Origin of the sequence: Paucibacter soli, assembly GCF_037482845.1 — a bacterium.
Lineage (GTDB): Bacteria > Pseudomonadota > Gammaproteobacteria > Burkholderiales > Burkholderiaceae_C > Paucibacter_B > Paucibacter_B soli.
Genome location: NZ_JBBHJW010000012.1, coordinates 176,577 through 203,371, shown reverse-complemented (window position 1 = coordinate 203,371; position 26,795 = coordinate 176,577). Strand labels below are relative to the sequence as shown.

Annotated in this window: 24 protein-coding genes, 1 pseudogene and 1 riboswitch; of the genes and pseudogenes, 15 read left to right on the top strand and 10 right to left on the bottom strand. The window is 68.5% G+C overall.

The genetic code is table 11. The annotated features are described in order from the left end of the window. Window positions 1-150: 150 nt before the first annotated feature. Window positions 151-780 (top strand): glutathione S-transferase family protein, encoded by a 630-nt coding sequence (locus WG898_RS22785; protein ID WP_339605076.1) that lies wholly within the window; start codon window positions 151-153, stop codon window positions 778-780. 5 nt (window positions 781-785) lie between these two features. On the opposite strand, the gene WG898_RS22780 is transcribed toward WG898_RS22785, so the two are convergent. The 4 genes and pseudogenes from WG898_RS22780 to WG898_RS22765 all read right to left on the bottom strand — a co-directional run bounded on the left by WG898_RS22780 (window position 786) and on the right by WG898_RS22765 (window position 4,385). Next, a complete protein-coding gene (locus WG898_RS22780) occupies window positions 786-1,433 on the bottom strand; it encodes a response regulator (protein WP_339605075.1) in 648 nt (215 codons plus the stop codon). 92 nt (window positions 1,434-1,525) lie between these two features. Further along, entirely contained in the window at window positions 1,526-2,659 is a 1,134-nt protein-coding gene (locus WG898_RS22775) for an ABC transporter permease (protein WP_339605074.1), read from the bottom strand. Window positions 2,660-2,697: 38 nt separating this feature from the next. Beyond that, window positions 2,698-3,426, bottom strand: a pseudogene (locus WG898_RS22770) (ABC transporter ATP-binding protein); the annotation flags it as partial. Beyond that, the gene (locus WG898_RS22765) at window positions 3,423-4,385 is read right to left on the bottom strand and encodes an HlyD family secretion protein (protein ID WP_339605072.1); all 963 of its coding nucleotides are present in this window, start codon (window positions 4,383-4,385) and stop codon (window positions 3,423-3,425) included. The pseudogene WG898_RS22770 and the gene WG898_RS22765, both read right to left, overlap by 4 nt. Before the next feature lie 23 nt (window positions 4,386-4,408). Beyond that, window positions 4,409-4,483, top strand: a riboswitch (SAM riboswitch). A gap of 56 nt (window positions 4,484-4,539) precedes the next feature. On the opposite strand from WG898_RS22765, the gene metX reads away from it, so the two are divergent. From metX to WG898_RS22750, 3 genes are read left to right on the top strand one after another with little or no spacing between them, the layout of a single operon-like run. Beyond that, the gene (gene metX, locus WG898_RS22760; RefSeq protein WP_339605071.1) at window positions 4,540-5,673 is read left to right on the top strand and encodes a homoserine O-succinyltransferase MetX; all 1,134 of its coding nucleotides are present in this window, start codon (window positions 4,540-4,542) and stop codon (window positions 5,671-5,673) included. Next, complete coding sequence (metW, locus tag WG898_RS22755) at window positions 5,670-6,254, top strand: methionine biosynthesis protein MetW (protein WP_339605070.1); 585 nt, start codon at window positions 5,670-5,672, stop codon at window positions 6,252-6,254. Before metX ends, metW begins: the two co-directional genes overlap by 4 nt. Window positions 6,255-6,275: 21 nt before the next feature. After that, window positions 6,276-6,644 (top strand): VOC family protein, encoded by a 369-nt coding sequence (locus WG898_RS22750; RefSeq protein ID WP_339605069.1) that lies wholly within the window; start codon window positions 6,276-6,278, stop codon window positions 6,642-6,644. Here the strand turns inward: WG898_RS22750 and WG898_RS22745 are convergent, their stop codons facing one another. Next, window positions 6,645-7,607, bottom strand: a complete 963-nt coding sequence (locus WG898_RS22745; RefSeq protein WP_339605068.1) for a M14 family metallopeptidase — start codon at window positions 7,605-7,607, stop codon at window positions 6,645-6,647. It lies immediately after the preceding gene. 180 nt (window positions 7,608-7,787) lie between these two features. Between WG898_RS22745 and WG898_RS22740 the strand changes: the two genes are divergently transcribed. From WG898_RS22740 to WG898_RS22730, 3 genes are read left to right on the top strand one after another with little or no spacing between them, the layout of a single operon-like run. Beyond that, window positions 7,788-8,315 (top strand): Spy/CpxP family protein refolding chaperone, encoded by a 528-nt coding sequence (locus WG898_RS22740; RefSeq protein ID WP_339605067.1) that lies wholly within the window; start codon window positions 7,788-7,790, stop codon window positions 8,313-8,315. A gap of 5 nt (window positions 8,316-8,320) precedes the next feature. Beyond that, window positions 8,321-9,040, top strand: coding sequence for a response regulator (locus tag WG898_RS22735; RefSeq protein ID WP_339605066.1), 720 nt, complete (start codon window positions 8,321-8,323; stop codon window positions 9,038-9,040). Continuing rightward, complete coding sequence (locus WG898_RS22730; protein WP_339605065.1) at window positions 9,040-10,251, top strand: ATP-binding protein; 1,212 nt, start codon at window positions 9,040-9,042, stop codon at window positions 10,249-10,251. The genes WG898_RS22735 and WG898_RS22730 overlap by 1 nt, the downstream gene beginning before the upstream one ends. Here WG898_RS22730 and WG898_RS22725 read toward each other — a convergent pair. Further along, window positions 10,248-11,087: an enoyl-CoA hydratase-related protein gene (locus WG898_RS22725; RefSeq protein WP_339605064.1), complete on the bottom strand. Its 840-nt coding sequence runs from the start codon at window positions 11,085-11,087 to the stop codon at window positions 10,248-10,250. The two genes, WG898_RS22730 and WG898_RS22725, sit on opposite strands and share 4 nt — an antisense overlap. 131 nt (window positions 11,088-11,218) lie before the next feature. On the opposite strand from WG898_RS22725, the gene WG898_RS22720 reads away from it, so the two are divergent. The 3 genes from WG898_RS22720 (at window position 11,219) to WG898_RS22710 (ending at window position 14,625) form a co-directional block, all read left to right on the top strand. After that, window positions 11,219-12,082, top strand: a complete 864-nt coding sequence (locus WG898_RS22720; protein WP_339605063.1) for an alpha/beta hydrolase — start codon at window positions 11,219-11,221, stop codon at window positions 12,080-12,082. A 42-nt stretch (window positions 12,083-12,124) separates the two neighbouring features. Then, window positions 12,125-13,600 (top strand): M20 family metallopeptidase, encoded by a 1,476-nt coding sequence (locus WG898_RS22715; RefSeq protein WP_339605062.1) that lies wholly within the window; start codon window positions 12,125-12,127, stop codon window positions 13,598-13,600. Between the two features lie 71 nt (window positions 13,601-13,671). After that, a complete protein-coding gene (locus WG898_RS22710) occupies window positions 13,672-14,625 on the top strand; it encodes a LysR family transcriptional regulator (RefSeq protein WP_339605061.1) in 954 nt (317 codons plus the stop codon). Here WG898_RS22710 and WG898_RS22705 read toward each other — a convergent pair. After that, a complete protein-coding gene (locus WG898_RS22705) occupies window positions 14,622-15,662 on the bottom strand; it encodes an aminoglycoside phosphotransferase family protein (RefSeq protein ID WP_339605060.1) in 1,041 nt (346 codons plus the stop codon). The genes WG898_RS22710 and WG898_RS22705 overlap by 4 nt on opposite strands. 129 nt (window positions 15,663-15,791) lie before the next feature. Here WG898_RS22705 and WG898_RS22700 point away from each other — a divergent pair, with 129 nt between their 5' ends. Genes WG898_RS22700 through rsmA form a run of 3 tightly spaced genes read left to right on the top strand, consistent with a single transcriptional unit; the run spans window position 15,792 to window position 20,279 of the window. Beyond that, complete coding sequence (locus WG898_RS22700) at window positions 15,792-18,191, top strand: LPS-assembly protein LptD (RefSeq protein ID WP_339605059.1); 2,400 nt, start codon at window positions 15,792-15,794, stop codon at window positions 18,189-18,191. Beyond that, a complete protein-coding gene (locus WG898_RS22695; protein ID WP_339605058.1) occupies window positions 18,184-19,521 on the top strand; it encodes a peptidylprolyl isomerase in 1,338 nt (445 codons plus the stop codon). Before WG898_RS22700 ends, WG898_RS22695 begins: the two co-directional genes overlap by 8 nt. Next, a complete protein-coding gene (rsmA, locus tag WG898_RS22690) occupies window positions 19,521-20,279 on the top strand; it encodes a 16S rRNA (adenine(1518)-N(6)/adenine(1519)-N(6))-dimethyltransferase RsmA (protein ID WP_339605057.1) in 759 nt (252 codons plus the stop codon). The genes WG898_RS22695 and rsmA overlap by 1 nt, the downstream gene beginning before the upstream one ends. Window positions 20,280-20,507: 228 nt before the next feature. Here rsmA and WG898_RS22685 read toward each other — a convergent pair whose 3' ends face one another. From WG898_RS22685 to WG898_RS22675, 3 genes are all read right to left on the bottom strand, one after another. Next, entirely contained in the window at window positions 20,508-20,903 is a 396-nt protein-coding gene (locus WG898_RS22685; protein ID WP_285234099.1) for a barstar family protein, read from the bottom strand. A gap of 44 nt (window positions 20,904-20,947) precedes the next feature. Continuing rightward, on the bottom strand, window positions 20,948-21,298 hold the full coding sequence (locus tag WG898_RS22680; RefSeq protein ID WP_285234098.1) for a guanyl-specific ribonuclease: 351 nt from the start codon (window positions 21,296-21,298) through the stop codon (window positions 20,948-20,950). Between the two features lie 289 nt (window positions 21,299-21,587). After that, entirely contained in the window at window positions 21,588-23,882 is a 2,295-nt protein-coding gene (locus WG898_RS22675; RefSeq protein ID WP_339605056.1) for an NADP-dependent malic enzyme, read from the bottom strand. 187 nt (window positions 23,883-24,069) lie between these two features. On the opposite strand from WG898_RS22675, the gene WG898_RS22670 reads away from it, so the two are divergent. Continuing rightward, window positions 24,070-26,154, top strand: coding sequence for a sensor histidine kinase (locus tag WG898_RS22670; protein WP_339605055.1), 2,085 nt, complete (start codon window positions 24,070-24,072; stop codon window positions 26,152-26,154). Further along, window positions 26,151-26,792 carry a response regulator transcription factor gene (locus WG898_RS22665; RefSeq protein WP_339605054.1) on the top strand — a complete coding sequence of 214 codons (642 nt, stop codon included), beginning with the start codon at window positions 26,151-26,153 and terminating at the stop codon, window positions 26,790-26,792. Before WG898_RS22670 ends, WG898_RS22665 begins: the two co-directional genes overlap by 4 nt. Window positions 26,793-26,795: the final 3 nt, after the last annotated feature.

Below are 26,795 nucleotides of genomic sequence, written 5' to 3'. Positions count from 1 at the left end.
CGCACCTCTGGTGGGTGCGCGCAAGAGTGTGGCCCAAGCGCGGGGCGGCTGGCAAGGCGAGTTTGCCTGCACTAGTTCATGGCCCTTGTACAGCCTATCGTGCAACGGACCCTTCGCTAGAATCGCGCCGCAACGCATCACCTCGCACTCATGAAGCTCATCGGATCACTCACCAGCCCCTATGTCCGCAAGGTCCGCATCGTGATGGCGGAGAAGAAGCTCGACTATCAGCTCTTGCTGGAGGATGTGTGGGCCAGCGATGCCATCATGAAGGTCAACCCGCTGGGCAAGGTACCCTGCCTGGTGATGGAGGGGCAGGACTCGATCACCGGCGCGGTGTTCGATTCGCGCGTCATCGTCGAGTATGTGGACACGCTGTCGCCGGTGGGCAAGCTGATCCCCGAGCGCGGCCGCGAGCGCACCGAGGTGCGCACCTGGGAGGCCTTGTCCGACGGGCTGCTGGATGCGTCCATTCTGGCGCGCCTGGAGCAGACCTGGAACGGGCGCAGTGCCGAGCAACGCAGCGAGGCATGGACGCAACGCCAGATGGACAAGGTGCTGGCCGCGCTCAAGGCGATGAGCTCGGGCCTGGGTGACAAGGCCTGGTGTTCGGGCAACCATTTCTCGCTGGCCGATATCTCGGTCGGCTGCGCGCTGGGCTATCTCGACTTCCGCTTCCCCGCGATCGACTGGCGAGCAGACCACGCCAACCTGGCCAAGTTCCACGACAAGCTGAGCCAGCGACCGAGCTTCATCGACACCCTGCCTCCGCAGGCCTGAGGGGCTTAGGCCACCGGCAGATCGGGCTCGTGAAAGATGCGCACGCGGTGCAGGCGGCGATAGATCTGCGCCAGCGCCCGCTCCACCTGCTCCAGCGCCAGCTCCCAGAGCTGGGCGATTTCGCGCGGCAGCAGGCCAAGCGATAGCAGGCTCAGCAGCGGCTGCGCGAAGGTGGCTTCCTGCCCCGGTTCCAGGCTGTGCAGGCGCAGTTGATGCGCTTGCTCCAGGCTCAGGCGCGGCATGGCCAGGGCCGCCAGCGCCCGCCTGGCGATCATCGGTGACATCAGGGCGCGGCCCGCATGCAGCGCGTCCAGCGCCATCGGCAGGCTGATGGCGGTCTGCCGCTCCATCCAATAGCCATGGGCGCCACTGGCCAGGGTGTCGTAGAGCAGCACCTCGTCGGCACAGCTGCTGAACAGCAGCACCTTGGGCGCCCAGGGCTCGTGGCGCAAGCCACGCAGCAGGCGGCTCACATGGCCGTCGAACAGGCGCAGATCGCAGGCCAGCACATCGGGCTGTAAGCGCCCCAGCCAGTCCGCGCATTCGCTCAGGCGCTCACTACTGCCCGCCAGCTCCCAGTCGCTCTGCAAGAGCGCGGCGCGCGAGCGGTGGATGGCTTGGGTGCAGCGGCGGAGCAGGAAGACGGAGCGCATGGGCTTGGGCTTGGGCCGGGGCCATTGTCCCGGCCAGTGGCTGGGCGGCAACCCCGCGAGCGCGCGCCCCTTGTTCAGGGGGGCGCTGCCGATCAATCCAGCGTCTGCCGATAGCGCATCAAGGCAATCGCGCCAGCCGCCAGCAAGAAGGCCAGCATGGGCCAGAGCTCGGGCAGCAGCTCGGCCGCCGCGCTGCCCTTGAGCATGATGCCGCGCACGATGCGCAGGAAATGCGTCAGCGGCAGCACCTCGCCCAGGCTCTGCGCCCAGCCCGGCATGCCGCGGTAGGGAAACATGAAGCCCGAGAGCAGCATCGAGGGCAGGAAGAAGAAGAAGGTCATCTGCAGGGCCTGCAGCTGGTTGCGCGCCAGCGTCGAGAAGGTGAAGCCCACGCCCAGATTGGCCAGCATGAACACGCCAATCATCGCCATCAGCAGGCCGAAGCTACCCACCATGGGTACCTCGAACAGCAGCCAGGCCGCCAGCAAGACCAGCAGCAACTGCAGATAGCCGATCAGCACATAGGGCAGGATCTTGCCCAGCATCACCTCCAGCGGCCGCACCGGCGTGGCGAGCAGGTTCTCCATGGTGCCGCGCTCGCGCTCGCGCGTCATCGCCAGCGAGGTCAGCATCACCATGGTCATGGTGAGGATGGTGCCGATCAGACCGGGCACGATGTTGTAGCGCGACAGCCCCTCGGGGTTGTAGCGCCGCTGCAGGCGCAGCTCGAAGGGCAGGGGGCGCGGCTGCAGGCTGGCCAGCGGGCCGCGCAACTCGCGCGCTAGCGCCTGTGCGCCCAGCTGCTGCAGGGCGGCCAGGGCATTGCCCGAGGCCGAGGGGTCGGTGGCGTCGGCCGCCACCAGCAGCGCCGGGCGCTCGCCACGCACCAGGCGCGCGCCGAAGTCGCCCGGGATGACGACGATGAACTGCACCTCGCCGCGCGCCATCAGCGCGTCGGCCTCGGCCTCGCTCATGCCGCTGTCGACGATGCGGAAATAGCCGCTGTTCTGCATCGCCGCCAGCAGGCTGCGGCCCATCGCGCCCTGGTCCTGCGCCACCACCGCGGTGGGCAGGCCCTTGGGGTCCATATTGATCGCGTAGCCGAACAGCACCAGTTGCATGATGGGCACACCCACCGCCATCGCGAAGGTCAGGCGGTCGCGCAGCATCTGCTGGAACTCCTTGACGAACACGGCCCACATGCGGGCCCAGCTGAACATGCTCATGCCGCGGCCTCGGCGAAGTTGTCGCGCGCCTTGGCAATCAGGCGGATGAAGGCGTCCTCCAGATTGCCCTGGCCCGCCGCCAGCCCGGCGGCGGCCAGCACCTCGGCTTGCGTGCCATGGGCCAGCACCTCGCCATAGGCAATGAAGACCAGCTCGTTGCAGCGCTCGGCCTCGTCCATGTAATGGGTGGCTACCAGCACGGTGATGCCCTGCTCGGCGAGGGCATGGATCTCGTCCCAGAACTCGCGCCGCGCCTTCGGGTCGACGCCGGCGGTGGGCTCGTCCAGCAGCAGCAGGCGCGGCGCGTGCAGCAGGCAGGCGGCCAGCGAGAGCCGCTGCTTCCAGCCGCCCGAGAGCGCGCCGGCGAGCTGGTGCTGGCGCGATGTCAGCCCCAGTCTGTCCAGCGCCTGGTCTACCACGGCGCGACGCTGCGGCAGCTCGAACAGGCGCGCCACGAAGTCGAGGTTCTGGCGGATCGAGAGGTCGTCGTAGAGGCCGAACTTCTGCGTCATATAGCCAACCTGACGCTTCAAGGACGCGGCCTCGCGGCGGAAGTCCAGGCCCAGGCAATGGCCCTCGCCGGCGTCGGGCGTGAGCAGGCCGCACAACATGCGCATGCTGGTGGTCTTGCCGCTGCCGTTGGGACCCAGGAAGCCGACGATGCGGCCGACACCCACTTGCAGGCTTATGCCGTTCACCACCTTGCGGCCGCCGAACAGCTTGGTGAGGCCGCGCACATCGATGGCCAGCTCGCCGCCGCTCATCATGACTTGACCGCCGTGACGTCGAGCGGCTGGCCGGGGTGCAGGCGCTCGGCATCCTCCAGGCGCTCGGGCCTGGCCTCGATCATGAACACCAGCTTGGCGCGCTGGGCGTTCGAGTAGATCACCGGCGGCGTGTACTCGGCCTGCGGGGCGATATAGCTGATGCGTGCCGCGATCGCTGCGCCGCAGCCATCGCAGCGCAGCTGCACCGCCTGCTGCAGGCGCAGGCCTGCCAGCGCCGCCTCGGGCACGAAGAAGCGCGCCTTGCGTTGCGCGGCCGGCAGCAGGGCCAGCACCGGCTGGCCGGCCGGCACCCATTCGCCGGGGCGGAAGAAGGTGTCGGTGATGCGGCCCGCCTGCGGCGCGCGCTGCTGTTTTTCCTGCAAGCGCCAATCGGTCTGGGCGCGGCCGCTTTGCGCGGCGGCGGCCAAGGCGCGTGCCGCCTGGCGCTCGTCCGCGCGCGCCGGCAGGCGGGCGCTCTGCAGGGCCGCCTCCAGCTCGGCCACGCGCGCCTCGGCCTGTCGGGCCAGCAGCGCGGCATCGTCGACGCGCGCGCGCTGCACAAAGCCCTGCGCCAGCAATTGCTGCTGGCGCGCCAGCTCGCCCTGCGCCAGCGCGGCCTGGCTGCGCGCCTGGCGCGCTTGCGCCTCGATGACGGCCAGCTCCTCGCGGCGCCGCCCCTTGTCGGTATTGGCGGCCTGGGCCTGGGCGCTTTGAGCGCGCGCCTGGGCCTCGGCATCGGCGGCGCGCTCGAGCCGGTCGTCCAGGGTGAAGAGGGCTTGCTGGGCCTGCACCGCGTCGCCGCTGCGCACCTGCAGTGAAGCCAGGCGGCCGGCCACCGGGGCGGCGAGGTAGATCGTCTCGCCCTCGGCATAGCCCGACCATGCCGCTTCGCGCGGCGGCGCGCAGGCGGCCAGGGGCAGCATCGACAACAGGGCGGCAAGGCGGTGGGCTGGGCGCATGCGGTGTCCTCGAACCATATAATCATTGTGATAGCGCCGATTTGTTCCGGATTGCGGGCGCTCTAAAAATGCCGCTAAAAGGGCGCCTTGACGATACAGACCGGCGTCCGCAATTGCTTGGCGGCGCCGGTTTTGGTTTTTCTGAGGGCATGAGATGGGTCAGCTAGGGGCGGTGACGCCGCAACGCATGCGCTTCGCGCAGCCGCTGCCGCTGCGCAGCGGCGCACAGATACGCGATTACGAACTGGTCTACGAGACCTATGGCCGGCTGAATGCGGCGCGCAGCAATGCGGTGCTGGTCTGCCATGCGCTTAACGCCAGCCACCATGTGGCGGGGGTCTACGCGGGCGAGGACAAGAGCGAGGGCTGGTGGGACAACCTGGTGGGTCCGGGCAAGCCTCTGGACACCGACAAGTTCTTCGTCATCGGCATCAACAACCTCGGCTCCTGCTTTGGCTCCACCGGGCCCATGCACATCAACCCGGACACGGGCCGCGTCTACGGCGCGGATTTCCCGGTGGTGACGGTGCATGACTGGGTGGACGCCCAGGCGCGCGTGCTCGATCAGCTGGGCATCACCGAGCTGGCCGCGGTGCTCGGCGGCTCGCTGGGCGGCATGCAGGCGCTGGACTGGGCCTTGCGCTACCCGGCGCGCCTGCGCCACTGCATCGCGATTGCCACCGCGCCCTGCTTGTCGGCGCAGAACATCGCCTTCAACGAGGTGGCGCGCCGCGCCATCATCACCGACCCCGATTTCCATGACGGCCATTTCTACCAGCATGGCGTGGTGCCCAAGCGCGGCCTGCGCGTGGCGCGCATGATCGGCCACATCACCTACCTCAGCGACGATGTGATGGAGCAGAAGTTCGGCCGCCAGATGCGGGCCGCCGAGCTGGGCTATTCGACCCAGGACATCGAGTTCCAGATCGAGAGCTATCTGCGCTACCAGGGCGACAAGTTCAGCGACTACTTCGACGCCAACACCTATCTGCTGATCACGCGCGCGCTCGACTATTTCGACCCGGCACGCGAGCAGGGCGGCGACCTCTCGCGCACCTTTGCCAGCGCGCGCTGCAAGTTCCTGCTCGCCAGCTTCACGACCGACTGGCGCTTCTCGCCGGCGCGCTCGCGCGAGATCGTCAAGGCCCTGCTCGACAACAAGCTCGATGTCTCCTATGCGGAGATCGACGCACCGCATGGCCACGATGCCTTCCTGCTGGAGGACCCGCGCTACCACGGCGTGTTGCGCGCCTATTTCCAGCGCATTGCGAATGAGGTGGACGCATGAGCGCGCAGGCCGTGATGGAGACGATTGCCGCGCTGGTGCCCGAGGGCGCGCGCGTGCTGGACCTGGGCTGCGGCACCGGCGAGCTGCTGGCCTATCTGAAGCAGCACCGTGGTTGCGCGGGCTACGGCGTGGAACTGGACGACGCGAATCTGCTCGCCTGTGTGCAGCGTGGCGTGAACGCGATCCAGCTGAACCTCGAAGAGGGCCTGTCGATCTTCGAGGACCAGAGCTTCGATGTGGTGCTGCAGCTGGAGACCCTGCAGCATCTGCGCAATACCGAGCTGATGCTGCGAGAGACCGCGCGCGTGGGCCGCATCGGCATCGTCAGCTTCCCCAATTTCGCGCATTGGCCGAATCGCCTGCAGGTGCTCTTGGGCCGCATGCCGGTGACGCGTGTGCTGCCCTACGAGTGGTACGACACGCCCAATATCCGCGTTGGCACCTATGCCGACTTCGAGGTGCTGGCGCGCAAGAACCGCCTGCGTGTGCTGGACAGTTTTGGCATCCAGCAGGGCAGGGTGGTGCGCAGCATGCCAAACTTGCTCGCCAGCATGGCCGTGTTCAAATTTGATCGCGGCTGAACCACTTCACGGGAGCTTTGCATGATCGGCTACACCACCCTGGGCACCAACGACCTGCCGCGCGCCGCGGCCTTCTACGACGAGCTGTTCGCCGTCATCGGCGTCAAGCGCATCATGGATTTCGGCCGCGGCTATGCCTGGGGCACGGGCATGGACAAGCCCGGCTTCGGCGTGATGCTGCCCTTCGACGGCCAGCCCGCCACGGTGGGCAATGGCGTGATGGTGGCCCTGGTGGTCGACAGCCAGGACAAGGTCCGTGCCCTGCATGCCAAGGCCCTGGCCCTGGGCGGCAAGGACGAGGGCGCACCGGGCCCGCGCGGCGAGGGCTTCTACGCCGCCTACTTCCGCGATCTCGACGGCAACAAGCTGAACGCCTTCGTGATCGGCTGATCAGCTTTCAAAGCGGCCGAGGCGCACCATGGTGTTGCCCGGCTGGCCATGCTTCGTCGAGGGCATCACCAGCACGGTGTCGTCGTGCTCGGTGGCAAACACCGTCGCGCCGTCCTGTGCATAGGGCGTGCCGGCCCGGGCGATCACGTCCAGGCCGCGCACCGGGAACAGGAAGTGGAAGTCGCTGCTCAGCGCCGTCACGGCCTGCTTGACGCGGATGCGGTGCTGCAGCGCCGGCAGCGGCAGGCGCAGGCGCGCCTCGGCCCAGGCCGCATCCACGATGCCGGTGAGGCGCAGAAAGCGCACCAGGCCGTCGATCGCCACCTCCACCGAGCTGCGCTCCCAATGCTGGCCGCATTCGATCAGCAGCGCATTCTTCGGGCTGGCCGGATCACCGAAGCCGCCGCGGTCGCGCATGCGCAGGCCCGAGGGGTGGCCGGTGTCGATCAGCAGGTCGCCGGGCATGCCCAGCCGGCAGGCAAAGTCGGCGCCCTTGTCGAGCAGGCCGCACACCATCAGCGGCCGGCAGGCATCCTGCATCGAGTGGATGTCGAACAGGTAGTCGGCCGCGTCGACGAAGGGCTGCAGCTGGCGCGCGCGGCGCAGCTCCAGCGAGTCGCGCGGGCCGAACAGCACCGCGTCGGCCCAGACCCGGTTCAGGTCTTCGTCCACGCAGCGCGAGGCGTTCGGGTCGGCCGGGTCGAAGCGCGCGAAGGCGGCCACATTGGCAAAGCTGAGGATCAGCCGGCCCTGCAGGGGCTGCAGGCCGCGGCCCATGCCCTGCTGGAACAGCCAGTCCAGCGCGAGCGCGCCGCACAGCTCGTTGCCATGGGTGAGCGCCTGCACCATCACCGTGGGGCCGGGCCGGCCGGAGTCCAGCACATGGACGTAATCGACGCCGCTGGCGCTGTGGCGATAGGGGCTGATGTCGGGTGGCAGCAGTTCGATCGGGGCTTCGCTCATGGCCCAGCATCATGCCGTACAAATCTTTACCGCGATCACATCGGGCTGCGAGCCGGGCGCGCCACAGTGGCGACATGACCAGGCGACCAAGGCCTCCTGGCTGCAAGCGGTGAGGGCGCCACAATCGGCCGTCTGCAGCGCTTGGATTGTTGCTTCCACCTAGCGATGAAAGTCATGACCATGGACAAGAGCCCATCCTCCTCCACCACCTCGCAGCCGCGCCGCTCGCTGCGCCGCCTCTTCAAGGGCAGCGTGATCGCGGCCTTCGTGGCCGGTGCCGCGCTCACCGCCGGCGTGGCCGCGCTGGCCAGCGGCGCGCCGCATATGCATTGGCAGCATGGCGCCAGCAGCCCGGAGCGCGCCGCCAAGCATGCGGATCGCATGCTGGCGCGGCTCTACAGCGAGCTGAACGTGAACGCCGCGCAGCAGACCCAGATCGATCCGCTCGTGAAGCAGGCCGTCACCGAGCTGCTGCCGCTGCACCAGCAGCTGCGCGAGGCCCATAGCCAGGCCCTGCAATTGCTGGCCCAGACGCCGCTGGACCGCAACGCGCTGGAGCAGTCGCGCCAGCGCCATCTGCAGCTGGCCGACCAGGCCTCGCGCCGCCTGGTGCAGCTGGTGGCCGATGTGGGGGACCAGCTCACGCCGGCGCAGCGCCAGCAGCTGATCGACCATCTGGGCAAGCACCACGCGCCCAAGCAGGGTTGACGCCGATGCTGGAAGCCGGCCCCGCGCGCGCCCACGAACAGCTCCTGGTCGTGGAAGACGATCCGGCGCTGGCCGAGATGCTCGGCGAGTATCTCGGCGCGGCCGGTTACCGGGTCAGCGTGGCCGGGCTGGGCAGCGCGGCTCTGGAGGCGCTGGCCCGGCAGGCCTTCGACGCGGTGCTGCTGGACCTCAGCCTGCCCGATATGGACGGGCTGGACCTGTGCCGCCAGCTGCGCGCGCGCTCCGATGTGCCGGTGCTGATGCTCACCGCGCGCGGCGATGCCTTCGACCGCGTGGTCGGGCTGGAGATCGGCGCCGACGATTACCTCGCCAAACCCTTTGTGCCGCGCGAGTTGCTGGCGCGGCTGCGTGCCATCCTGAGGCGCCGCCACGGCGGCCTGCTGCCGGCCGACCAGCCGCTGCGCTTTGGCCGGCTGGAGATCGACCCGGCGGCGCGCGCCGCCTACCTGGATGGCGCGGTGTGCGAGCTCTCGGCCAGCCAGTTCAGCCTGCTGCTGGTGCTGGCCCAGCATGCCGGCCGTGTGCTCTCGCGCGAACGCCTGTTGGCGCTGATGATGACGGGCGAAAAGCTGGAGGCCAGCGATCGCAGCATCGACCTGCATATGTCGCGCCTGCGCGCCGCCATCGAGACCGACCCGAAGCAACCGCGCCGCATCATCACCGTGCGCGGCAGCGGTTATGTGTTTGCCAGGCAGCAAGACTGATGCTGAATCGTCTGCTGCCCCGCCTCTATCTGCGCTTTTACCTGGCGCTGCTGGCCTGCTTGATCGTGCTGGCCCTGGTGAGCGTGGCGCTCTGGCACCGCGAGGGTGGGCCCATGGACGTGGCCCTGCAGCTGATGGGGCGGCTGGTGCAGAACGCCCTGCCGCCCGCCGACGCGCCAGCAGCCGAGCAGCAGGCCGGCCTGCAGCACCTGGCTCAGGAGGTGAGCGAGCATGCCACGCTCCATGACGCGCAGGGCCGGACCCTGGCCCAGGTCGGCCAGGCGCCGCCGGGCCGGCGCTGGGGGCGTTACCGCCTGCCCTTGCCCGATGGGCGCGTGCTGCTGGTGCGCCTGCGTTGGGCGCTGGGCCCGCCCGCGCTGGGCCTGGGCCTGCATGGCGTGATGCTGCTGCTTGCGCTGCTGGTGGGCCTGCTGGCCTTTCCCATCGTGCGCCAGCTGACGCGCCGGCTCGAGCGCCTGCAGCAGGGCGTCGAGCGGCTGGGCGCGGGCGAGCTCTCGGCGCGCGTGGCGGTGGAGGGGCGCGACGAGGTGGCGCGCCTGGCCCAACGTTTCAATGACGCGGCCGAACGCATCGAGCAGCTGGTTGGTGCGCACAAGGCCCTCTTGGCCCATGCCTCGCACGAGCTGCGCACGCCGCTCACCCGCATCCAGCTCGCGCTGGAGCTGGTGAAGGACGCGGTGGAGCCGCGCCGCCGTGCCGGCCTGGAGCAGGACATTGCCGAGCTGGACCGCCTGATCGACGAGATCCTGCTGGCCAGCCGCCTGGACGCGGTGAACGAGCCGCTGCAGCTGGAGGAGCTGGACCTGCTGGCGCTGGCGGCCGAGCTGGCCGCCGCGCACGCCGAGGTGCAGCTCGAAGGCGCAAGCCTGCCACTGCGCGCGGATGCGCGCCTGCTGCGGCGCCTCTTGCGCAATCTGCTGGAGAACGCCGAACGGCATGGCCAGCCGCCCACGCGGCTGCAGCTCAGCGCGAGTGGCGGCGAAGCCGTCATCCGCGTCAGCGACGCCGGCCCGGGCGTGCCCGAGTCGCAGCGCGAGGCGGTGTTCGAGCCCTTCTACCGCGGCGACACTCGCGCCACTGGCTCGGGCCTGGGGTTGGCGCTGGTGCGCCAGATTGCCCGGCGCCATGGCGGCACGGCGGTCTGCGAGGGCCAGGCCTTTGTGGTGCGCCTGCCGCTGGACCAGCCCTAGAGCTTGGCAATCTCGGCCAGCGGCGCGAAGCCGGCCGGCTGCTTCAGCTTCCAGGCCATGATGGCGCGGCCCATTTCCTCGGTGTCGAAGATGGCGCTCTGCAGCACCGCCATATGCGCCAGCGAAGCATCCACGCCATGGTCGCGCGCATGGTTCAGCGCCGCCTTGCTGCCGGCCACCGCCAGCGGCGACTTGGCGGCGATGTTGCGCGCCAGGCCCAGCACATGGTCCAGCAGCGCGGCCTGGTCGGGCAGCACCGCGTTCACCAGGCCCAGGGCGAGGGCTCGTTCGGCGCTCAGGCGATCGCCGGTGTAGGCCAGCTCGCGCGCGGCGCCCTGGGGCATGAGTTTCTGCAGGCGTTGCAGCACGCCCAGGTCGGCGGCCATGCCGATCACCGTCTCCTGGATGGTGAAGAAGGCGTCGGCCGTGCAGTAGCGCATGTCGCAGGCGGCGGCCAGGTCGAGCGCGCCGCCTATGCAGCCGCCCTGCACGGCACACAGCACCGGAAAGCGCACCTCGTCGAGGACGCTGAAGCAAGCCATCAGGCGGCGCAGCGAGGCCTGGAAGCTCAGGCGCGTGCGCGCGCTGCCGGTGTCCAGCAGCGCGCCCTGGCCGGCGAAGGTGTCCAGCGCCATGCCGGCACTGAAATGCTTGCCGGTGGACGAGATCACCAGCACGCGCGTCTCGCCTGCGTCGTCGAGCGCGCGCACCGCGTCGCGCAGCGCCGGGAAGAAGCGCGGGCTCATGGTGTTCATGCGCTCGGGCTGGTTCAGCTGCAGATGCGCCAGGCCCGGCTCCGGCTGGCTGAGGGTGAAGAAATATTCGTTGTTGCTCATGGGGTCTCCTTGTCTGAGGCGCAGCCTAGGGCCGGGAATCTAGAGCTGTCTATCCAATCGGGGACAGGGTTTCCCGCGCCTGGGGGAAGCACCGGGGTGGCGGTGCGGGTGGCGTCCCTACACTGCCAGCCATGCGACCCCTGACCACCCACGACGGCCTGCCCCTGCATTGGCGCCAATGGACCAAACCCGGCATTGATCCCGCGCGCGGCACGGTGCTGATCGTGCATGGCCTGGGCGAGCATATCGGTCGCTACGAACAGGTGGCGGCGCGCCTGAATCAATGGGGCTGGCATGTGGTGGGTTACGACCAGCGCGGCCATGGCGCCTCGGGCGGCGCACGCGGCGACGTGCCCGACGAGCTCAGCCTGATGCACGATCTGGCCCTGGTGATAGACCAGACGCGTGGCGACGAGGTGCTGGGCCGCGGCCCGCTGGTGATGCTGGGCCACAGCATGGGCGGCATGGTGGCGGCGCGCTTTGCCGCCGGCGGCCTGCTGGGCACCGCGGCCGGCAGCCTGCCCGACTGGTTCCGCCCGCTCGACGCCCTGGTGCTGAGCTCGCCGGCGCTGGACCCCGGCATGTCGGCGTTCCAGAAGCTGCTGCTGACGGTGGCCCTGCCGCTGTTGCCGCACCTGGCCGCCGGCAACGGACTCAAGCCCAGCTGGATCTCGCGCGATGCCGCGGTGGTGCAGGCCTATGTGCAGGACCCGCTGGTGCACAAGCATGTCACGCCGACGCTGGCGCGCGCCATTGTCGATGGCGGCGAACTGGTGCGCGACCAGGCCGAGGCCTGGACCCTGCCTACCCTGGTGCTGTGGGCCGGCAGCGATCGCTGCGTCGCGCCCGAGGGCAGCGCCGATTTCGTGGCTGCCGCGCCGCCGGCGGTGGTGCAGGGCCATGTCTTTCCGGCGCTGTACCACGAGATCTTCAACGAGCCCGAGAAGGAACAGGTGTTCGAGCGCCTGCAGGCCTGGCTGGACGGGCGGTTCTAGAATCCTGGCTTCAGACGGGTCACCGCCCGTGAGGAGACAGACATGAACGCACGTGATCCGTTGCTGCCGCTGCAGGCCGATGAGGCCAGCGCCCTGGGCGACTACGCCGCCCGCATGTGGGACGAGGAGATCGTCCCGGCACTGACCCAGTACATCGCCATTCCGGCCAAGAGCCCGATGTTCGACGCCGACTGGGCGGCCAACGGCCATATCGAGAAGGTGTTGCGCGACGCCGCCGCCTGGGTGGAGAGCAAGAAGGTCGCGGGCCTCACGCTCGAGGTGGTGCGCCTGCCCGGCCGCACGCCGGTGATCTTCTTCGAGGTGCCGGCCACCAAGGCGGCTTGCGACGAAACCATCGTCCTCTACGGCCACCTCGACAAGCAGCCCGAGTTCAATGGCTGGCGCGCCGACCTGGGGCCCTGGACGCCCAAGTACGAGGACGGCAAGCTCTATGGCCGAGGCGGTGCCGACGACGGCTACGCGGTCTACGCCTCGCTCACCGCCATCATGGCGCTGGACAAGCAGGGCATTCCGCGCCCGCGTTGCGTCGGCATCATCGAGACCTGCGAGGAGAGCGGCTCCTACGATCTGCCGGCCTACATTGAAGTGTTGAAGGAGCGCCTGGGCAAGGTTTCGCTGGTGGTGTGCTTGGATTCGGGCGCTGGCAACTACGATCAGCTCTGGCTTACCACCTCGCTGCGCGGCATGGTCTCGGGCGTGCTGAAGGTGGAGGTACTGACCGAAGGCATCCACAGCGGCGACGGCTCGGGCGTCGTGCCTTCCAGCTTCCGCATCCTGCGCCAGGTGCTGGACCGCCTGGAAGACTCCAAGACCGGCAATCTGCTGCCCGAGAGCTTCCATTGCGAGATCCCGGGCGTGCGCCTGGAGCAGGCCAAGGCCACCGCAGCCATCCTGGGTGAGGAGGTCTACAAGCGCCTGCCCTGGGCCTGCGGCGCCGATGGTGGCTCGGTGCTGCCGGTCACCACCGACCCGGTGCAGGTGCTGCTCAATCGCACCTGGAAGCCGACCCTGTCGGTGGTGGGCGTGGACGGCTTCCCCGAGCTCAAGAACGCCGGCAATGTGCTGCGCCCCTACACCGCCTTCAAGCTGTCGCTGCGCCTGCCGCCGCTGGTGGACGGCAACGAGGCGGCGCTGCGCCTGAAGGCCCTGCTGGAGGACAACGCGCCCTACAACGCCAAGGTGACCTTCGTGCCCGATGGCCGTGCGGGCGCCTATGGCGCGACCGGCTGGAACACGCCCGAACTGAGCCCCTGGCTGTCGCAGGCGGTCAATGCGGCCAGCGTGACGCATTTCGGCGCACCGGTGGGCTATATCGGCCAGGGCGGCACAATCCCGCTGATGAGCATGCTGCAAAAGGGCTTCCCGAGCGCGCAGATGATGGTCTGCGGCGTGCTGGGTCCCAAGAGCAATGCCCATGGCCCGAACGAGTTCCTGCATGTGCCCTATGGCAAGCGCCTCACCGCCGCGGTGGCCCAGGTGATGGCCGCACACCCCTGATAAGCTGCAAGGCACAGACCTTCCAAGCCCGGCTCTGTCCGGGCTTTGCTTTTTTTGGCGGGGGAGCCAGCATGGATCAGCTCAAGGCCTTGCGCGTGTTCGTGCGCGTCATCGACGACGGCAGCTTTGCCGGCGCCGCGCGTTCGCTCGATCTGGCGCCGGCGGTGGTGACGCGCCTGGTGGCCGAGCTGGAGGAGCACCTGGGCGCACGCCTGATCAACCGCACCACCCGCCGCCTGGCACTGACCGAGGTGGGCGAGGCCTATCTGGAGCGGGCGCGCCGCATCCTGGCCGAGGTGGACGAGGCACAGGCCCTGGCCTCGGCCTCCACCAATGAGCCGCGCGGCCATTTGCGCGTGCTGGTGCCGCCGGCGATCGCGGTGCACCAACTGGCCAAGCACCTGGCGCGCTTTCACCAGCAGTACCCGCACATCACGCTGGAGCTGCATTCGCCCGGCCCGGTGGACACACTGGACGAGGCCTTCGACATCACCATCCTGAGCTCACGTCATCCGCTCGAGGGCGACTATGTGGCGCGCCGGCTGGCGCGCACCGAGGTCATCATGTGTGCCGCGCCCGAGTACCTGGAGAGCCATGGTCGGCCCCAGCATCCGCGTGATCTGAAAGGGCATGACGCGATGCTGCCGCCGATGTCGGAGCTGCAGCGCGGCATCGTGTTCCTGCGTGGCGGCCATGACGACGATACGGTGCAGGACTCCTTCACCGGGGTGCCGAGCCGGCCGGTGCTGAGCACCGCCTCGATCGACACCAATTATTCGGCCACACTGCATGGGCTGGGCATTGCCGGCCTGCCGTCCTTCGTGATTGCCGACGCCCTGCTGGAAGGGGCGTTGGAGCGCGTGCTGCCCGAATGGCGGCTGTTCAGCTTCACGATCTGGGCGGCCATGCCCACGCGCAAGTTCGTGCCGGCGCGCACGCGCGCCTTTCTCGACTTCCTGCTCAGCGTGTTCGGCGGCGAGGACCGCGACCCCTGGCTGGCGGCCGCGGGCTGCCCCTCACCCTAGCGCAGGCTGAAGCCGGTCTGCGTGAGCCCGCCGCGCAGGTCTTCCAGTAGGTGGGTCAGCGGCGAGAACTCGATATAGCGCGTCGACACCTTGGTCGCGTAGGCGAACAGGCGCGGCAGATCCTCGGCATAGGCGGGCTTGCCATCGCGGTGCTTGAGGCGGCAGAAGATGCCCATGATCTTCAGATGGCGCTGCAGGCCGCTCCATTCCAGCGCCTTCCAGAACTCGCCGAAATCGGCGTCCACCGGCAGGCCGGCCTTGCGCGCCTGTTCCCAGTAGCGGATCGCCCAGTCAAGTTCGCGCTCCTCGTCCCAGGAGATGAAGGCATCGCGCAGCAGCGAGGCCATGTCGTAGGCGAGCGGGCCGCGCACCGCGTCCTGGAAGTCCAGGATGCCGGGCGCGCCGTCGGCCACCATCAGGTTGCGCACCATGTAGTCGCGGTGCATGGCGACCTGCGGCTGGGCCAGCGCGTTGTTGACCAGCTGCTGGCAGACATGATCCCACCACTTCAGCTGGGTGGCCGACCAATGCTTGCCGAACTCGGCCTGCACGCACCAGTCGACGAAGATCTGCAGCTCGCGGCGCACAAAGGCCTCGTCATAGACCGGCAACCGAGCGGCATCGCCGCGCAGCTGCCATTGCACCAGGCTGGCAATGGCGGCGCGCATCAGGCGGTCGGCCTCGGCCGCGCTGGCACCCTGCAGGGCTTGCAGATAGGTCTGGGGCCCCAAGTCCGTGATGAGGGCAAAGCCCTCGGCCACGTCGGCGGCCAGCACCTCGGGCACGCGCAGGCCGCATTCGGCCATGTGCGCGGCCAGCGCCAGATAGGGGCGCAGGTCGTGGGCCGGCGGCGGCGCGTCCATCACCAGCAACTCGCCACCGGCGGCGCGCCGGATGCGGAAATAGCGCCGCGTGCTGGCATCACTGCCGGCCTCGGTCAGGGTGTCCGGCAACAGGCCATGGGCCTCGACCAGGGGCTGCAGCCAGCGGGCAAAGCGCGCGTGGCGGGCGGGGTCGGGCCAGAACTTGGGGTGCATGAAGAAAAGAGGCTGAAGAGGCGATGAAGGGCCGAGCACGGCTCACGCCGGGGCTCATGGATAATGAATTCTACAAACCGTCCCGTCCGCCACCGGCGCGAGGATGCCCCCTGAAGACGTCCCACACCCGTGCTGCGCCCCCAATCCGCCCGCCCATCTGCCGCGTCCCTGCCGCGCCTGAGCCTCTTGTGCCTGGGCCTGCTGGCGGCCGGGCTGACGCAGGCCCAGGGCCTTGATGCCGAGCAGGCCTTGAGCCTGCGGCCGATACGCCAGCTGCTGCCGGTGGCGCGCGGCCTCACGCGGCCCGCCATGGTGTTGAGCGCGCGCCAGCTGAGCAGCCATATTTCGCAGGAGTCGGTGGCCGAGGGCGCCGCCGAGCTGCGCTATGGCGAGCTGCTGCTGAGTTCGGACCGCATCAGCTACGACCAGGTGCAGGACCTCGCCCAGGCGCAAGGGCAGGTGGAGCTGCGCCACCAGGGTTCGCTGGTGCGCGGCCCCAGCCTGCAGCTGTTCGTGCAGCGCTTCGAGGGCGAAATGCTGGAGCCCAGCTATTTCTTCTCGCAGACCGGCGGCAGCGGCCAGGCCAAGCGCATCCAGTTCCTCGACGCCCAGCGCGTGCGCGCCGAGGCGGCCAGCTACAGCAGCTGCCCCGCCGACGAGAGCGGCCAGACGCGGGCCTGGGAGCTGCGCATGGACAGCCTTGCGATGGACTTCGAGAACAACGAGGGCCTGGCCAAGGGCGCGGTGCTGCGCTTCTACGGCGTGCCCATCCTGGCCGCGCCGGCCTTGAGTTTCCCGGTGGGCGACCAGCGCAAATCGGGCTGGCTGCCACCCGACATCAACCTCGACAACCGCAGCGGCCTCGAACTGGGCCTGCCCTACTACTGGAATATCGCGCCGCAGCGCGATGCCACCTTCCTGCCCTTTGTGATGACGCGGCGCGGCCCCGGGGTCGACAGCGAGTTCCGCTATCTGGAGCCCAGCCATGCCGGCAGCATCAACTTCGCCTGGCTGCCGCACGACCGCGTGGCCGGGCGCCCGCGCTGGGATCTGCGCCTGGCTGGCGAGGGCCAAATGGGCGCCGGGCTGCAATACCGGCTGAGCTCCGAGCGGGTCTCGGATGACGAGTATTGGAAGGACCTGCCGCGGCGCGTCAACAGCCTCACCAAGCGGCTGCTCGCCACCGATCTGCAACTGCAGCGCGACTTTGCCTATGGCTGGGGCGAGGGCCAGGCCTATGCGCGGGTGCAGCGTTGGCAGCCGCTGCAGGGCCTGGACATGCTCACACGCTTCGATGCGCCCTACCAGCGCTCGCCCCAGATCGGCCTGCGCATCAACAGCCAGGCCGACGACCTGGTGCTGGCCGGCTACCTGCCTTGGGGTCGGCGTGCACGCCTGGAGGGCGGGCTGGAGCTGGAGTACAACCGCTTCGACCTGCCGGCCCAGGCCCTGGCCAGCCAGTCGCAGCAGACCGGCGAGCGCGCCCATCTGCTGGCCCACCTGAGCCTGCCGCTGGGCAGCGCGGCCTGGTGGCTGATCCCCAAACTCTCGCTGAACGCCGCCAGCTACCGGGTGAACCTGCCGCTGGACAACGGCGCCCGCTCGATCGCGCGCAGCATCCCGACCTTCAGCATCGACCATGGCTGGGTGTTCGAGCGAGCGACCCAGCTGTTCGGCCGCAGCCTGACCCAGACCCTGGAGCCGCGAGCGCTCTATGTCAACACGCCCTACCGCGACCAGTCGCTGGTGCCCAACTTCGATGCCGCGGCCAAGGACTTCAATTTCGATTCGATCTACGCCGAGAACCCCTTCTCGGGCGTGGACCGGGTCGCCGATGCGCGCCAGCTGACGCTGGGCGCGACCTCGCGTTGGGTCGACACCGGTCAGGGCGAGGAACTGCTGCGCCTCGGCCTGGTGCAGCGTTTCCTGTTCCGCGACCAGCGCATCACGGCGGATGGCGGCGAGCCGGCCGGCCAGCGCTTCTCCGACGTGCTGCTGCTGGGTGCCGCCCATCTGAGCCGCGCCTGGTGGCTGGACGCGGCCATGCAGTTCAATGCCGACAGCGGCCGGGCGGTGCGCTCGGTGCTGCGCACGCGCTACTCGCCCGGCCCATTCCGCACCCTCAGCGCGGCCTACCGGCTGGTGTCGGGTCAGAGCGAGCAGATCGAGCTGGGCTGGCAATGGCCCTTGTGGGGCAGCGCCGACGCGGGGCGTGCGCGCTCGGGCGCCTCGTCCTGCCAGGGCGCCTGGTACAGCGCCGGGCGGGTGCAGTACAGCCTGCGCGACAAGCGCCTCACGGACGCGGTGGTGGGCGTGGAGTACGACGCCGGCTGCTGGATCCTGCGCACCGGTGTCGAGCGGCTGTCCACCGGCTTTGCCGAAACCAACACCCGGCTGATGCTGCAGATCGAGCTGGTGGGCCTGTCCCAGCTGGGCTCGAATGCGCTCAAGGTCTTGAGAGACAATATTCCCGGTTACCGACCCCTGAGCTCGGACAAGCTCGGACGCCTTGAAGCTTCCTATGACTGAATTGTCGATACGCAATCTGACCCTTGCCTGCGCCCTGAGCGTGGCCGGCATCGCGGCCGCCCAGGCCCAGGCGGGCGCCAGCGTCCCAAGCAATGTCCAACTGCGGCCGGGCGACTACATCGCTGCGGTGGTGAATTCCGACGTGGTGGCGGCCAGCGAGGTGCTGCAGCGTACCGAGCGCCTGCGCGACGATGCCAAGCGCCGCGGCGAGGCCATGCCGGTGACCGAGACCCTGCGCAAGCAGGCGCTGGAGGCCCTCATCGAGGACCGGGTGTTGGTGACCTATGCGCGCGAAAATGGCACCAAGGTGGACGAGCCCGAACTCGACCGCGTGGTGGCCAATGTGGCGGCACAGAACAAGCTGACGCTGGAGCAGCTGCGCGAGCGCCTCAAGACCGAGGGCCTCGACTACCGCACCTTCCGCGAGAACCTGCGCGACCAGATGCTCACCGAGCGGGTGCGCGAACGCGAGGTGCAGGGCCGCATCCGCATCACCGACGGAGAGATCGACAAATACTTGGAAGAGCGCCAGGCCGCCTTCGCCAAGAACGCCCAGCTCAATATTGCCCAGATCCTGGTGACGGTGCCCGAAGGCGCCAGCGCCAGCGTCGAGGCCGAGCGCCGCGCGCGCGCCGAAGGGGCGTTGGCACGCGTCAAGGCCGGCGAGGACTTTGCTGCCGTGGCCAAGGAGATCTCCGAGGACAACAACAAGCTGCGCGGCGGCGAAATCGGCTTGCGCGCTTCCGACCGCCTGCCCGATCTGTTCGTGGCGACGGTCGAGGGCCTCAAGGCCGGCGAGGTCGCGCCGCAGCTGCTGCGCTCCGGCGCCGGCTTTCACCTGCTCAAGCTGATCGATCGCCTGGACGGCAGCGCAGCCAACCAGGTCACGCAGACGCGTGCGCGCCATGTGCTGCTGCGGCCCTCGGCCCAGCTCAACGCCGAAACGGCGGCGCGGCGCCTGAACGAGTTCAAGCGCAATATCGAGGCCGGCAAGACGAGCTTCGAGCAGGTCGCGAAAGAGAACTCCGAAGACGGCAGCGCCGCCGACGGTGGCGACCTCGGCTGGGCCTCGCCGGGCGGCTTCGTGCCCGAATTCGAGGATGCGATGAATGCGCTGCCGCTCGGCGGCATCTCGGCGCCGGTGATGTCGCGTTACGGCCTGCACCTGATCCAGGTGCTGGAGCGTCGCACCGTGGCGGTGGAAGCCAAGCAGCTGCGCGAGCAGGCGCGCGGCGCGCTGCGTGAGCGCAAGTACGAGGATGCTTATGGCGAATGGGTCAAGGACCTGCGCGCCAAGGCCTTCGTCGAAGTGCGCGAGTGGCTGGACTGATGGCCCAGCACATTGCGCGCAAGCGCTTCGGTCAGCATTTCCTGACCGACCGGGTCATCATCGAGGCCATCGTCGATGCGATCGACCCGCAGCCCGGCGAGGCCATGGTCGAGATCGGCCCCGGCCTGGGTGCGATGACCTTGCCGCTGCTGACGCGCCTCCAGCCGCTCACCGTGATCGAGCTGGACCGCGACCTGGCGGCTCGCCTGCGCCAGCGCGACGGGCTGGTGGTGGTGGAGTCCGATGTGCTCAAGGTCGACTTCGCCGCGCTAGCGGCCGAGCGCGGCCAGCAATTGCGCGTGGTGGGCAATCTGCCCTACAACATCTCCACCCCCATCCTGTTCCATCTGCTCGACTTCGTTGAGCAGGTGCGGGACCAGCATTTCATGCTGCAGAAGGAGGTGGTCGATCGCATGGCCGCCGCGCCCGGCTGCAAGGATTACGGCCGCCTGTCGGTGATGCTGCAATGGCGCTACCAGATCGAGTCCATCCTCGACGTGCCGCCCGAGTCCTTCGACCCGCCGCCGCGGGTGGACTCGGCGATCGTGCGCATGCTGCCCCATGCCGAGCCGGCGCAGCTGGACCGCAAGCTGTTTGGCGAGATGGTGGCGGCGGCGTTTTCGCAGCGCCGCAAGCTGCTGCGTCACAGCCTGGGTGTGTGGCTGGCGCAGCGCGGCTTTAGCGGCCAGTTCGATCTGCAGCGCCGCGCCGAGGAGGTGCCGGTGCAGGAGTTCGTCGCGCTGGCGCAGAGCCTTTAGGCAAAGAAAAAGGGCCCCGTGGGGCCCTTTCGTGATGCTGCCAAGCCTGGGCTCAGGCAGCGCTCAGCCACATCGCGGTATCGAATGCGCTGCTCATCATCGGCATATTCATGCCGAAGTTTGGATTGGCGTTGGGCTTGTTGCTGCTGCTCTTGGCTGCAGGCTTCACAGTAACGCTCGGGGCCACCTCAGTAGCCCGCTCCCATGACCCGTTTTCTTGGGAGCGGGCTACTGAAAAGAATAGAAGCACCGGAACTGGACCTTGCGATCGGCCCAGTAATCGGCCGCGTCTCGGAACACATCGAGCAACTGCTCGCGCGCCTCACGGTCGAACTTGATGCTGTCGGGGATCTGCTCCAGCACCACCACAAAGCCAGGTTGCGCGCCCGACTTGTGTACCAGGTCGGTCATGCAGTCGTACAGCGCGTCGAGGTTTTTGCCGAAGTGGGCGGGAAACAGAAAGGCCTGGGCAATCCCTTCGAGCACGTCCTGCTTCGACTCGGCGTCGGTCAGGTTGGCATACAGGAAATGCTGGCCCGCATCCTGTGCGGCTTGCATCAAGTCCTCTACGCGATAGGCCCTTATGGCCTGCACGATATTGGGACGGACGGTCTGCAAAAGCATGGTCGCGATCCTCCTATATAGTCACAGAACTTTGTGGCCGCCGATCACGGCGCGATCTTTCGGAAGCTCGCGTAATGGTCGTCGGTGTAATAGCAAACCTCAGGCTTCGTGGGTGGCGTGCCACCACATACCAGACGCCGCGCGCCCCGGTTCCGGGCGCCTGGCGTTCTGACGGTATATTCGTGGTAGTAGCCCCTCGCCCGTGGCGGCAGTCTGCGTTCGCGATTGCCAAACACGACGCCATCCTTGGCTTGCGGGAATGGTCCCCCGGCGAGTACCAGACGGTGCGTGGTTTGGGCTTCGGGCGGCAAGGCCGTCAAAGCGACCGTGTCTTGCGCTGCGGTGGAATCCTTGAACGATTCCCTGGCATTGGCTGGGCCTGCCAGCCCCAACATCGCCACCAGAGCGACTGCTGAGCCTAGCTTGTGCCACAGTGGCCACGCCGGTGACCGGGAGAGCAACAACACGGGTTTACCCTGAATCCTGAAGGCAACATGGTACAGAATGAGGCCCGAAAGCTCAAGACCGGGGCTTTGCCAGGCCTTCAGGAATTGGCTAAGTTAGTGTGCGCACGCACCTTTGGATAGTCCCGATTGGCGCCGAATTGATGGCGCCATCACGCCCTTGTGAGCCTTTACAAACTTTTGTTTCCAAGGGCTCTTACGGAGGTGATTTGCGCTGAAATCAGCGCGCGGCGTTGGCGTCGGCGACCGTCAAGGCGGTCATGTTGACGATGCGGCGCACCGTCGCCGAAGGCGTCAGCACATGCACCGGCTTGGCCGCACCCAGCAGCACTGGGCCGATCGCGATGCCGCCGCCGGCGGTGGTCTTGAGCAGGTTGTAGGAGATGTTGGCAGCGTCGATATTCGGCAGCACCAGCAGATTGGCCTCACCGCTGAGCGTGCTGCGTGGCATCAGCTGGCCACGGTAGGCAGCGTCCAGCGCGGTGTCGCCATGCATCTCGCCATCCACCTCCAGCCAGGGCGCGGCTTGCTGGATCAGGCCCAGGCATTCGCGCATCTTCAGCGCCGAGGGCTGGTTGCTGGAGCCGAAATTCGAATGCGACAGCAGGGCGGCCTTGGGGCGGATGCCGAAGCGCATCAGCTCCTCGGCGGCCATGATGGTGATCTCGGCCAGCTGCTCGGCCGTGGGGTCGTAGTTCACATGGGTGTCGACCAGAAAGACCTGGCGGCCGGGCAGGATCAGCCCGTTCATGCAGGCATAGGTCTTCACGCCGGGGCGTTTACCTATCACCTGGTCGATGTACTGCAGGTGCATCGCGGTATTGCTCCAGGTGCCGCACAGCATGCCGTCGACCTCGCCCTTGTGCAGCATCATGCAGCTGATGAGCGTGAGGCGGCGCCGCATCTCGATCTTGGCGAGCTGCTGGGTGACGCCCTTGCGCTCGGTCATCTGGTGATAGGTCTGCCAGTAGTCGCGGTAGCGGTGATCGTTCTCGACGTTGACGATGTCGTAGTCGCGGCCTTCCTGCAGGCGCAGGCCGAAGCGTTCGCAGCGCTCGGCGATCACGCCGGGCCGGCCCACCAGCGTGGGGCGTGCCAGGCCCTCGTCGACCACCACCTGCACGGCGCGCAGGATGCGCTCTTCCTCGCCCTCGGCATAGGCCACGCGCTTGTTCACGGCGCGCTTGGCGACGTTGAAGATCGGCTTCATGGTCGTGCCCGAGGCGTAGACGAAGCTCTGCAGCTTCTCACGGTAGGCGTCCATGTCCTTGACCGGGCGCGAGGCCACGCCCGAGTCCTGCGCCGCCTGCGCCACCGCCGGCGCGATCTTCATCATCAGGCGCGGGTCGAAGGGCTTGGGGATCAGGTACTCGGGGCCGAAGCTCAGGTTCGCGCCGGCATAGGCCGCGGCCACCACCTCGCTCTGTTCGGCCTGGGCCAGCTCGGCAATCGCGCGCACCGCGGCAATCTCCATCTCATCGGTGATGGTGGTGGCGCCGCAGTCGAGCGCGCCGCGGAAGATGTAGGGGAAGCACAGGACGTTGTTGACCTGGTTCGGGTAGTCAGTGCGGCCGGTGGCCATCACCGCGTCGTCGCGCACCTGCTTCACTTCCTCGGGCAGGATCTCGGGCGTGGGATTGGCCAGCGCGAAGATCAGCGGCCGCGCCGCCATGCTGGCCACCATCTCGGGCTTGAGCACGCCGCCCGCCGAGAGGCCCAGGAACACGTCCGCGCCGGCGATCGCTTCGCCCAGGCTGCGTTGCGAGGTGGGCTGGGCGAACACCGCCTTGTCCGGGTCCATCAGCTCCGTGCGGCCCTCGTAGACCAGGCCGGCCAGGTCGGTGACCCAGATGTTCTCGCGCGGCAGGCCCAGCTTCATCAACAGGCCCAGGCAGGCCAGCGCAGCGGCGCCGGCGCCCGAGGTCACCAGCTTGACCTGCTTGATGTCCTTGCCCAGTACCTTGAGGCCGTTCAGGAAGGCCGCGCCCACCACGATGGCCGTGCCATGCTGATCGTCGTGGAAGACCGGGATCTTCATGCGTTCGCGCAGCTTGCGCTCGACGTAGAAGCAGTCGGGCGCCTTGATGTCCTCGAGGTTGATGCCGCCGAAGGTGGGCTCCAGCGCCGCGATCACGTCCACCAGCTTGTCGAGATCGTTCTCCTGTATCTCCAGGTCGAACACATCGATGCCGGCGAACTTCTTGAACAGCACGCCCTTGCCTTCCATCACCGGCTTGGACGCCAGCGGACCGATATTGCCCAGACCCAGCACCGCGGTGCCGTTGGTGACCACCGCCACCAGATTGCCGCGCGAGGTGTAGCGGAAGGCGTTCGCCGGGTCGGCCACGATCTCTTCGCAGGCCGCCGCCACACCGGGCGAGTAGGCCAGCGCCAGATCGCGCTGGTTGACCAGCTGCTTGGTCGCCGCGATCGCGATCTTGCCCGGGGTCGGGAACTCGTGATATTCGAGTGCGGCTTGGCGCAGCTGGGCTGCTTTTTGTTCGGAGGTGGGCATGGTGGCGTGGTCTCGAAGCTGGCCGGCGATTGTAGGAGTGCAAGCTTTGCGTGAAGCTTGCATCGCCATGCACATGATGCATCGCAAGTGTCGGGCCAGGCGCGGGCGCCGGCATACGCGAAACTGCGCATCCGCACGGCCAAGGCCGCTCGCATACTGTGCGGCAGCTCGCTTGCAGATCCCACGCATGACGCCTCACCCCGTGCCCGACGCGGCCAACTCCTCCAGCCCGGCGCTCAGGCGACGCTGGCGCCGCGCCCTGTTGTGGGGCGCGCTGGTGGGCCTGCTGCTGGTGGCGCAATCGCTGCTGGTGGCGCTGACGCTCAGCTACGAGGCGGCGCGCGCGCAGGAACAGGTGGACCAGGTGGCGGCCGAGGTCGCGGCGCGTGCCAAGCAGCTGGCCGGGCGCGAGCTGCAGAGCCTGCAGGCCCTGCTGTGGGCCGAGGTGCACGACGCGCGCTGGCATGCCGAGGCCGTCGAGCTGCTGCGCTTCAACCGGCCGGTGCTGCGCGTCGAGTACCGCGATGCGCGCCGGCAGGTGCAGACCGCGGTGGAGTCGCCGTTCGTGACGCCGCTGTTTGCCCAGCTCGCGCGCGAACAGATGCAGATCGAGACCGAGCTGGCCTGCGCGGCCGCGCTGCGTCAGGGCACGCCGCTGTTCTCGCGCTCCTACTTTGTGCCGCTGGCGGGCGGCGAGGGCCTGGAGGTGGTGGACCTGTGCCTGCCGCAGCAGCGCGCCGGCCAGCCCCAGGCCTATGTCGTCGCCACCCTGGGGCTGCGCCAGCTGCTCGACGAGGCCACCAGCACCGAGCAGGCGCGCCAGCATGAGCTCAGCCTTGTGGAGGGCGATGGCACGCGGCTGGCGCGCGTGGGCCTCACGCGTGGGGTCGGCTACTACCTGGCCGAGCGCGTGGTCGACCTGCCCGGCCTGAGCCTGCAGCTGCGCGTGGACAGCGCCGCCGGCCAGCCCAGGCTGATCCCCAACCTCGCCACCGCCCTGGTGCTGGGACTCTCGCTGGCGCTCTTTGCCGTGGTGCTGCTGCTGGCGCGCGATGTGCGCCGGCGCGCTGTTGCCGAGCATGCGCTGGCCGAGTCGCTGGCATTTCGCCAGGCGATGGAGAACTCGCTCATCACCGGCCTGCGCGCGCGCGACATGGCAGGCAACATCAGCTATGTGAACCCGGCCTTCTGCGCCATCGTCGGCTTCCCCGCCGAGGCCTTGCTCGGCCAGGCCATTCCGCCCTATTGGCCGCCGGAATTCGTCGAGGAATATCAGCGCCGCCATCGCGACCGCAGCGCCCGCATGGAGGCGGGCCTGGACCCGCGCCAGGGCTTCGAGACGGTGTTCATGCGCCGCAGTGGCGAGCGCTTCCCGGTGCTGATCTTCGAGGCCCCGCTGCTGAACGCCGAGGGCAGGCAGACCGGCTGGATGAGCGCTGTGCTGGACGTGAGCGCGCAGCGCCGCGTCGAGGAGCTCTCGCGCCAGCAGCAGGACCGCCTGCAGGCCACCGCCCGTCTGGCCACCGTGGGCGAGATGGCCTCCTTGATGAGCCACGAGCTGAACCAGCCGCTCTCCGCCATCTCCAGCTATGCGACCGCCTCGCTCAATCTGCTGACCCACGAGGCCGCCGATCCGCAGACGCCCGATATGGTGCGCCAGGCCCTTACCCGCATCGCCGAACAGGCGGCGCGCGCCGGCCGCGTCATTAAAAGCGTGCACGATTTCGTGCGCCGCCGCGAACAGGCGCGCGAGCCGATTGCGGTGGATGCGCTGATCGAGGCGGTGCTGCCGCTGGTGAGCCTGCAGGCGCGCAAGAGCGGCGCTCGCATCGAGCTCGACCTGCCGCAGCCCGCGCCGCGCGTGCGCTGCGACCGCACCATGGTCGAGCAGGTGCTGCTCAACCTCACCCGCAACGCCATCCAGGCGATGGATGGCCCCACGCCGCCCGCCGAGCGCGTGCTGACCCTGCGCGTGCGCCAGCCGTCGCAGCGCTGGGTCAGCATCGCGGTGATAGACCGCGGTCCCGGCGTCGCACCGGCCATCGCCAAGCAGCTCTTCACGCCCTTCTTCACCACGCGCAGCGAGGGCATGGGCCTGGGCCTGAGCCTGTGCCGCACCGTGATCGAGCAGCATGGCGGGGCGATGGACTTCGAAACCCGCACCGAGGCCGCCGCCGGACTACCCACCGGCACCGAGTTCTGCTTCACCCTGCCGAGCGCTGAGCGTGCCGCGTTAGCATCGCCCACCGAAGAAGGAGGGATCCAAGCATGAACCGAATCGCCCTGCCCATGGTCTATCTGGTGGACGACGAGGAGGTGGTGCGCGACGGCCTGGCCTGGCTGCTGCGCTCGCGCCGCCTGCTGTCTGAGGCTTATGCCAGCGCCGAGGCCTTCGAGGCCATGCTGGACGCGCTGCCGCGCCGCGGCGAAGGCTGGCCCGATGCGCCCAGCTGCCTGCTGCTGGACGTGCGTATGCCGGGCATGAGCGGCATCGCCCTGTTCGAGCGGCTGATCGAGCGCGGCCTGGCGGCGTCGCTGCCGGTGGTCTTCCTGACCGGTCACGGCGACGTGCCCACCGCGGTCGCCGCGGTGAAGCGCGGCGCCTTCGACTTCTTCGAGAAACCGTTCTCCGACAACGCCCTGGTCGACCGCGTCGAGCTGGCGCTGGCCGAGAGCGCCAAGGCGATCGCCGCGCGCTCGGCCCAGGGCGCGCTGGCGCATCGCATGGCCGAGCTGACCGAGCGCGAGCGCGAGGTCATGCAGCTGGTGATACAGGGCCTGCCCAACAAGCTGATCGCCGACCAGCTCAACATCAGCGTGCGCACGGTCGAGGTGCACCGCGCGCGCGTGTTCGAGAAGATGGAGGTCAAGTCCGCGGTGGAACTCTCCAATATGTTGCGCGACGGCTGAGCC

Coding starts and splice junctions, on each gene's coding strand:
- WG898_RS22715 (WP_339605062.1), top strand. CDS start 12,125: ATGAACGCACGTGATCCGTTGCTGCCGCTGCAGGCCGATGAGGCCAGC.
- WG898_RS22785 (WP_339605076.1), top strand. CDS start 151: ATGAAGCTCATCGGATCACTCACCAGCCCCTATGTCCGCAAGGTCCGC.
- WG898_RS22775 (WP_339605074.1), bottom strand. CDS start 2,659: ATGAGCATGTTCAGCTGGGCCCGCATGTGGGCCGTGTTCGTCAAGGAG.
- WG898_RS22720 (WP_339605063.1), top strand. CDS start 11,219: ATGCGACCCCTGACCACCCACGACGGCCTGCCCCTGCATTGGCGCCAA.
- WG898_RS22710 (WP_339605061.1), top strand. CDS start 13,672: ATGGATCAGCTCAAGGCCTTGCGCGTGTTCGTGCGCGTCATCGACGAC.
- WG898_RS22750 (WP_339605069.1), top strand. CDS start 6,276: ATGATCGGCTACACCACCCTGGGCACCAACGACCTGCCGCGCGCCGCG.
- metW (WP_339605070.1), top strand. CDS start 5,670: ATGAGCGCGCAGGCCGTGATGGAGACGATTGCCGCGCTGGTGCCCGAG.
- WG898_RS22675 (WP_339605056.1), bottom strand. CDS start 23,882: ATGCCCACCTCCGAACAAAAAGCAGCCCAGCTGCGCCAAGCCGCACTC.
- WG898_RS22730 (WP_339605065.1), top strand. CDS start 9,040: ATGCTGAATCGTCTGCTGCCCCGCCTCTATCTGCGCTTTTACCTGGCG.
- WG898_RS22685 (WP_285234099.1), bottom strand. CDS start 20,903: ATGCTTTTGCAGACCGTCCGTCCCAATATCGTGCAGGCCATAAGGGCC.
- metX (WP_339605071.1), top strand. CDS start 4,540: ATGGGTCAGCTAGGGGCGGTGACGCCGCAACGCATGCGCTTCGCGCAG.
- WG898_RS22665 (WP_339605054.1), top strand. CDS start 26,151: ATGAACCGAATCGCCCTGCCCATGGTCTATCTGGTGGACGACGAGGAG.
- WG898_RS22740 (WP_339605067.1), top strand. CDS start 7,788: ATGGACAAGAGCCCATCCTCCTCCACCACCTCGCAGCCGCGCCGCTCG.
- WG898_RS22745 (WP_339605068.1), bottom strand. CDS start 7,607: ATGAGCGAAGCCCCGATCGAACTGCTGCCACCCGACATCAGCCCCTAT.
- WG898_RS22670 (WP_339605055.1), top strand. CDS start 24,070: ATGACGCCTCACCCCGTGCCCGACGCGGCCAACTCCTCCAGCCCGGCG.
- WG898_RS22765 (WP_339605072.1), bottom strand. CDS start 4,385: ATGCGCCCAGCCCACCGCCTTGCCGCCCTGTTGTCGATGCTGCCCCTG.
- WG898_RS22695 (WP_339605058.1), top strand. CDS start 18,184: ATGACTGAATTGTCGATACGCAATCTGACCCTTGCCTGCGCCCTGAGC.
- WG898_RS22735 (WP_339605066.1), top strand. CDS start 8,321: ATGCTGGAAGCCGGCCCCGCGCGCGCCCACGAACAGCTCCTGGTCGTG.
- WG898_RS22725 (WP_339605064.1), bottom strand. CDS start 11,087: ATGAGCAACAACGAATATTTCTTCACCCTCAGCCAGCCGGAGCCGGGC.
- WG898_RS22705 (WP_339605060.1), bottom strand. CDS start 15,662: ATGCACCCCAAGTTCTGGCCCGACCCCGCCCGCCACGCGCGCTTTGCC.
- rsmA (WP_339605057.1), top strand. CDS start 19,521: ATGGCCCAGCACATTGCGCGCAAGCGCTTCGGTCAGCATTTCCTGACC.
- WG898_RS22680 (WP_285234098.1), bottom strand. CDS start 21,298: ATGTTGGGGCTGGCAGGCCCAGCCAATGCCAGGGAATCGTTCAAGGAT.
- WG898_RS22780 (WP_339605075.1), bottom strand. CDS start 1,433: ATGCGCTCCGTCTTCCTGCTCCGCCGCTGCACCCAAGCCATCCACCGC.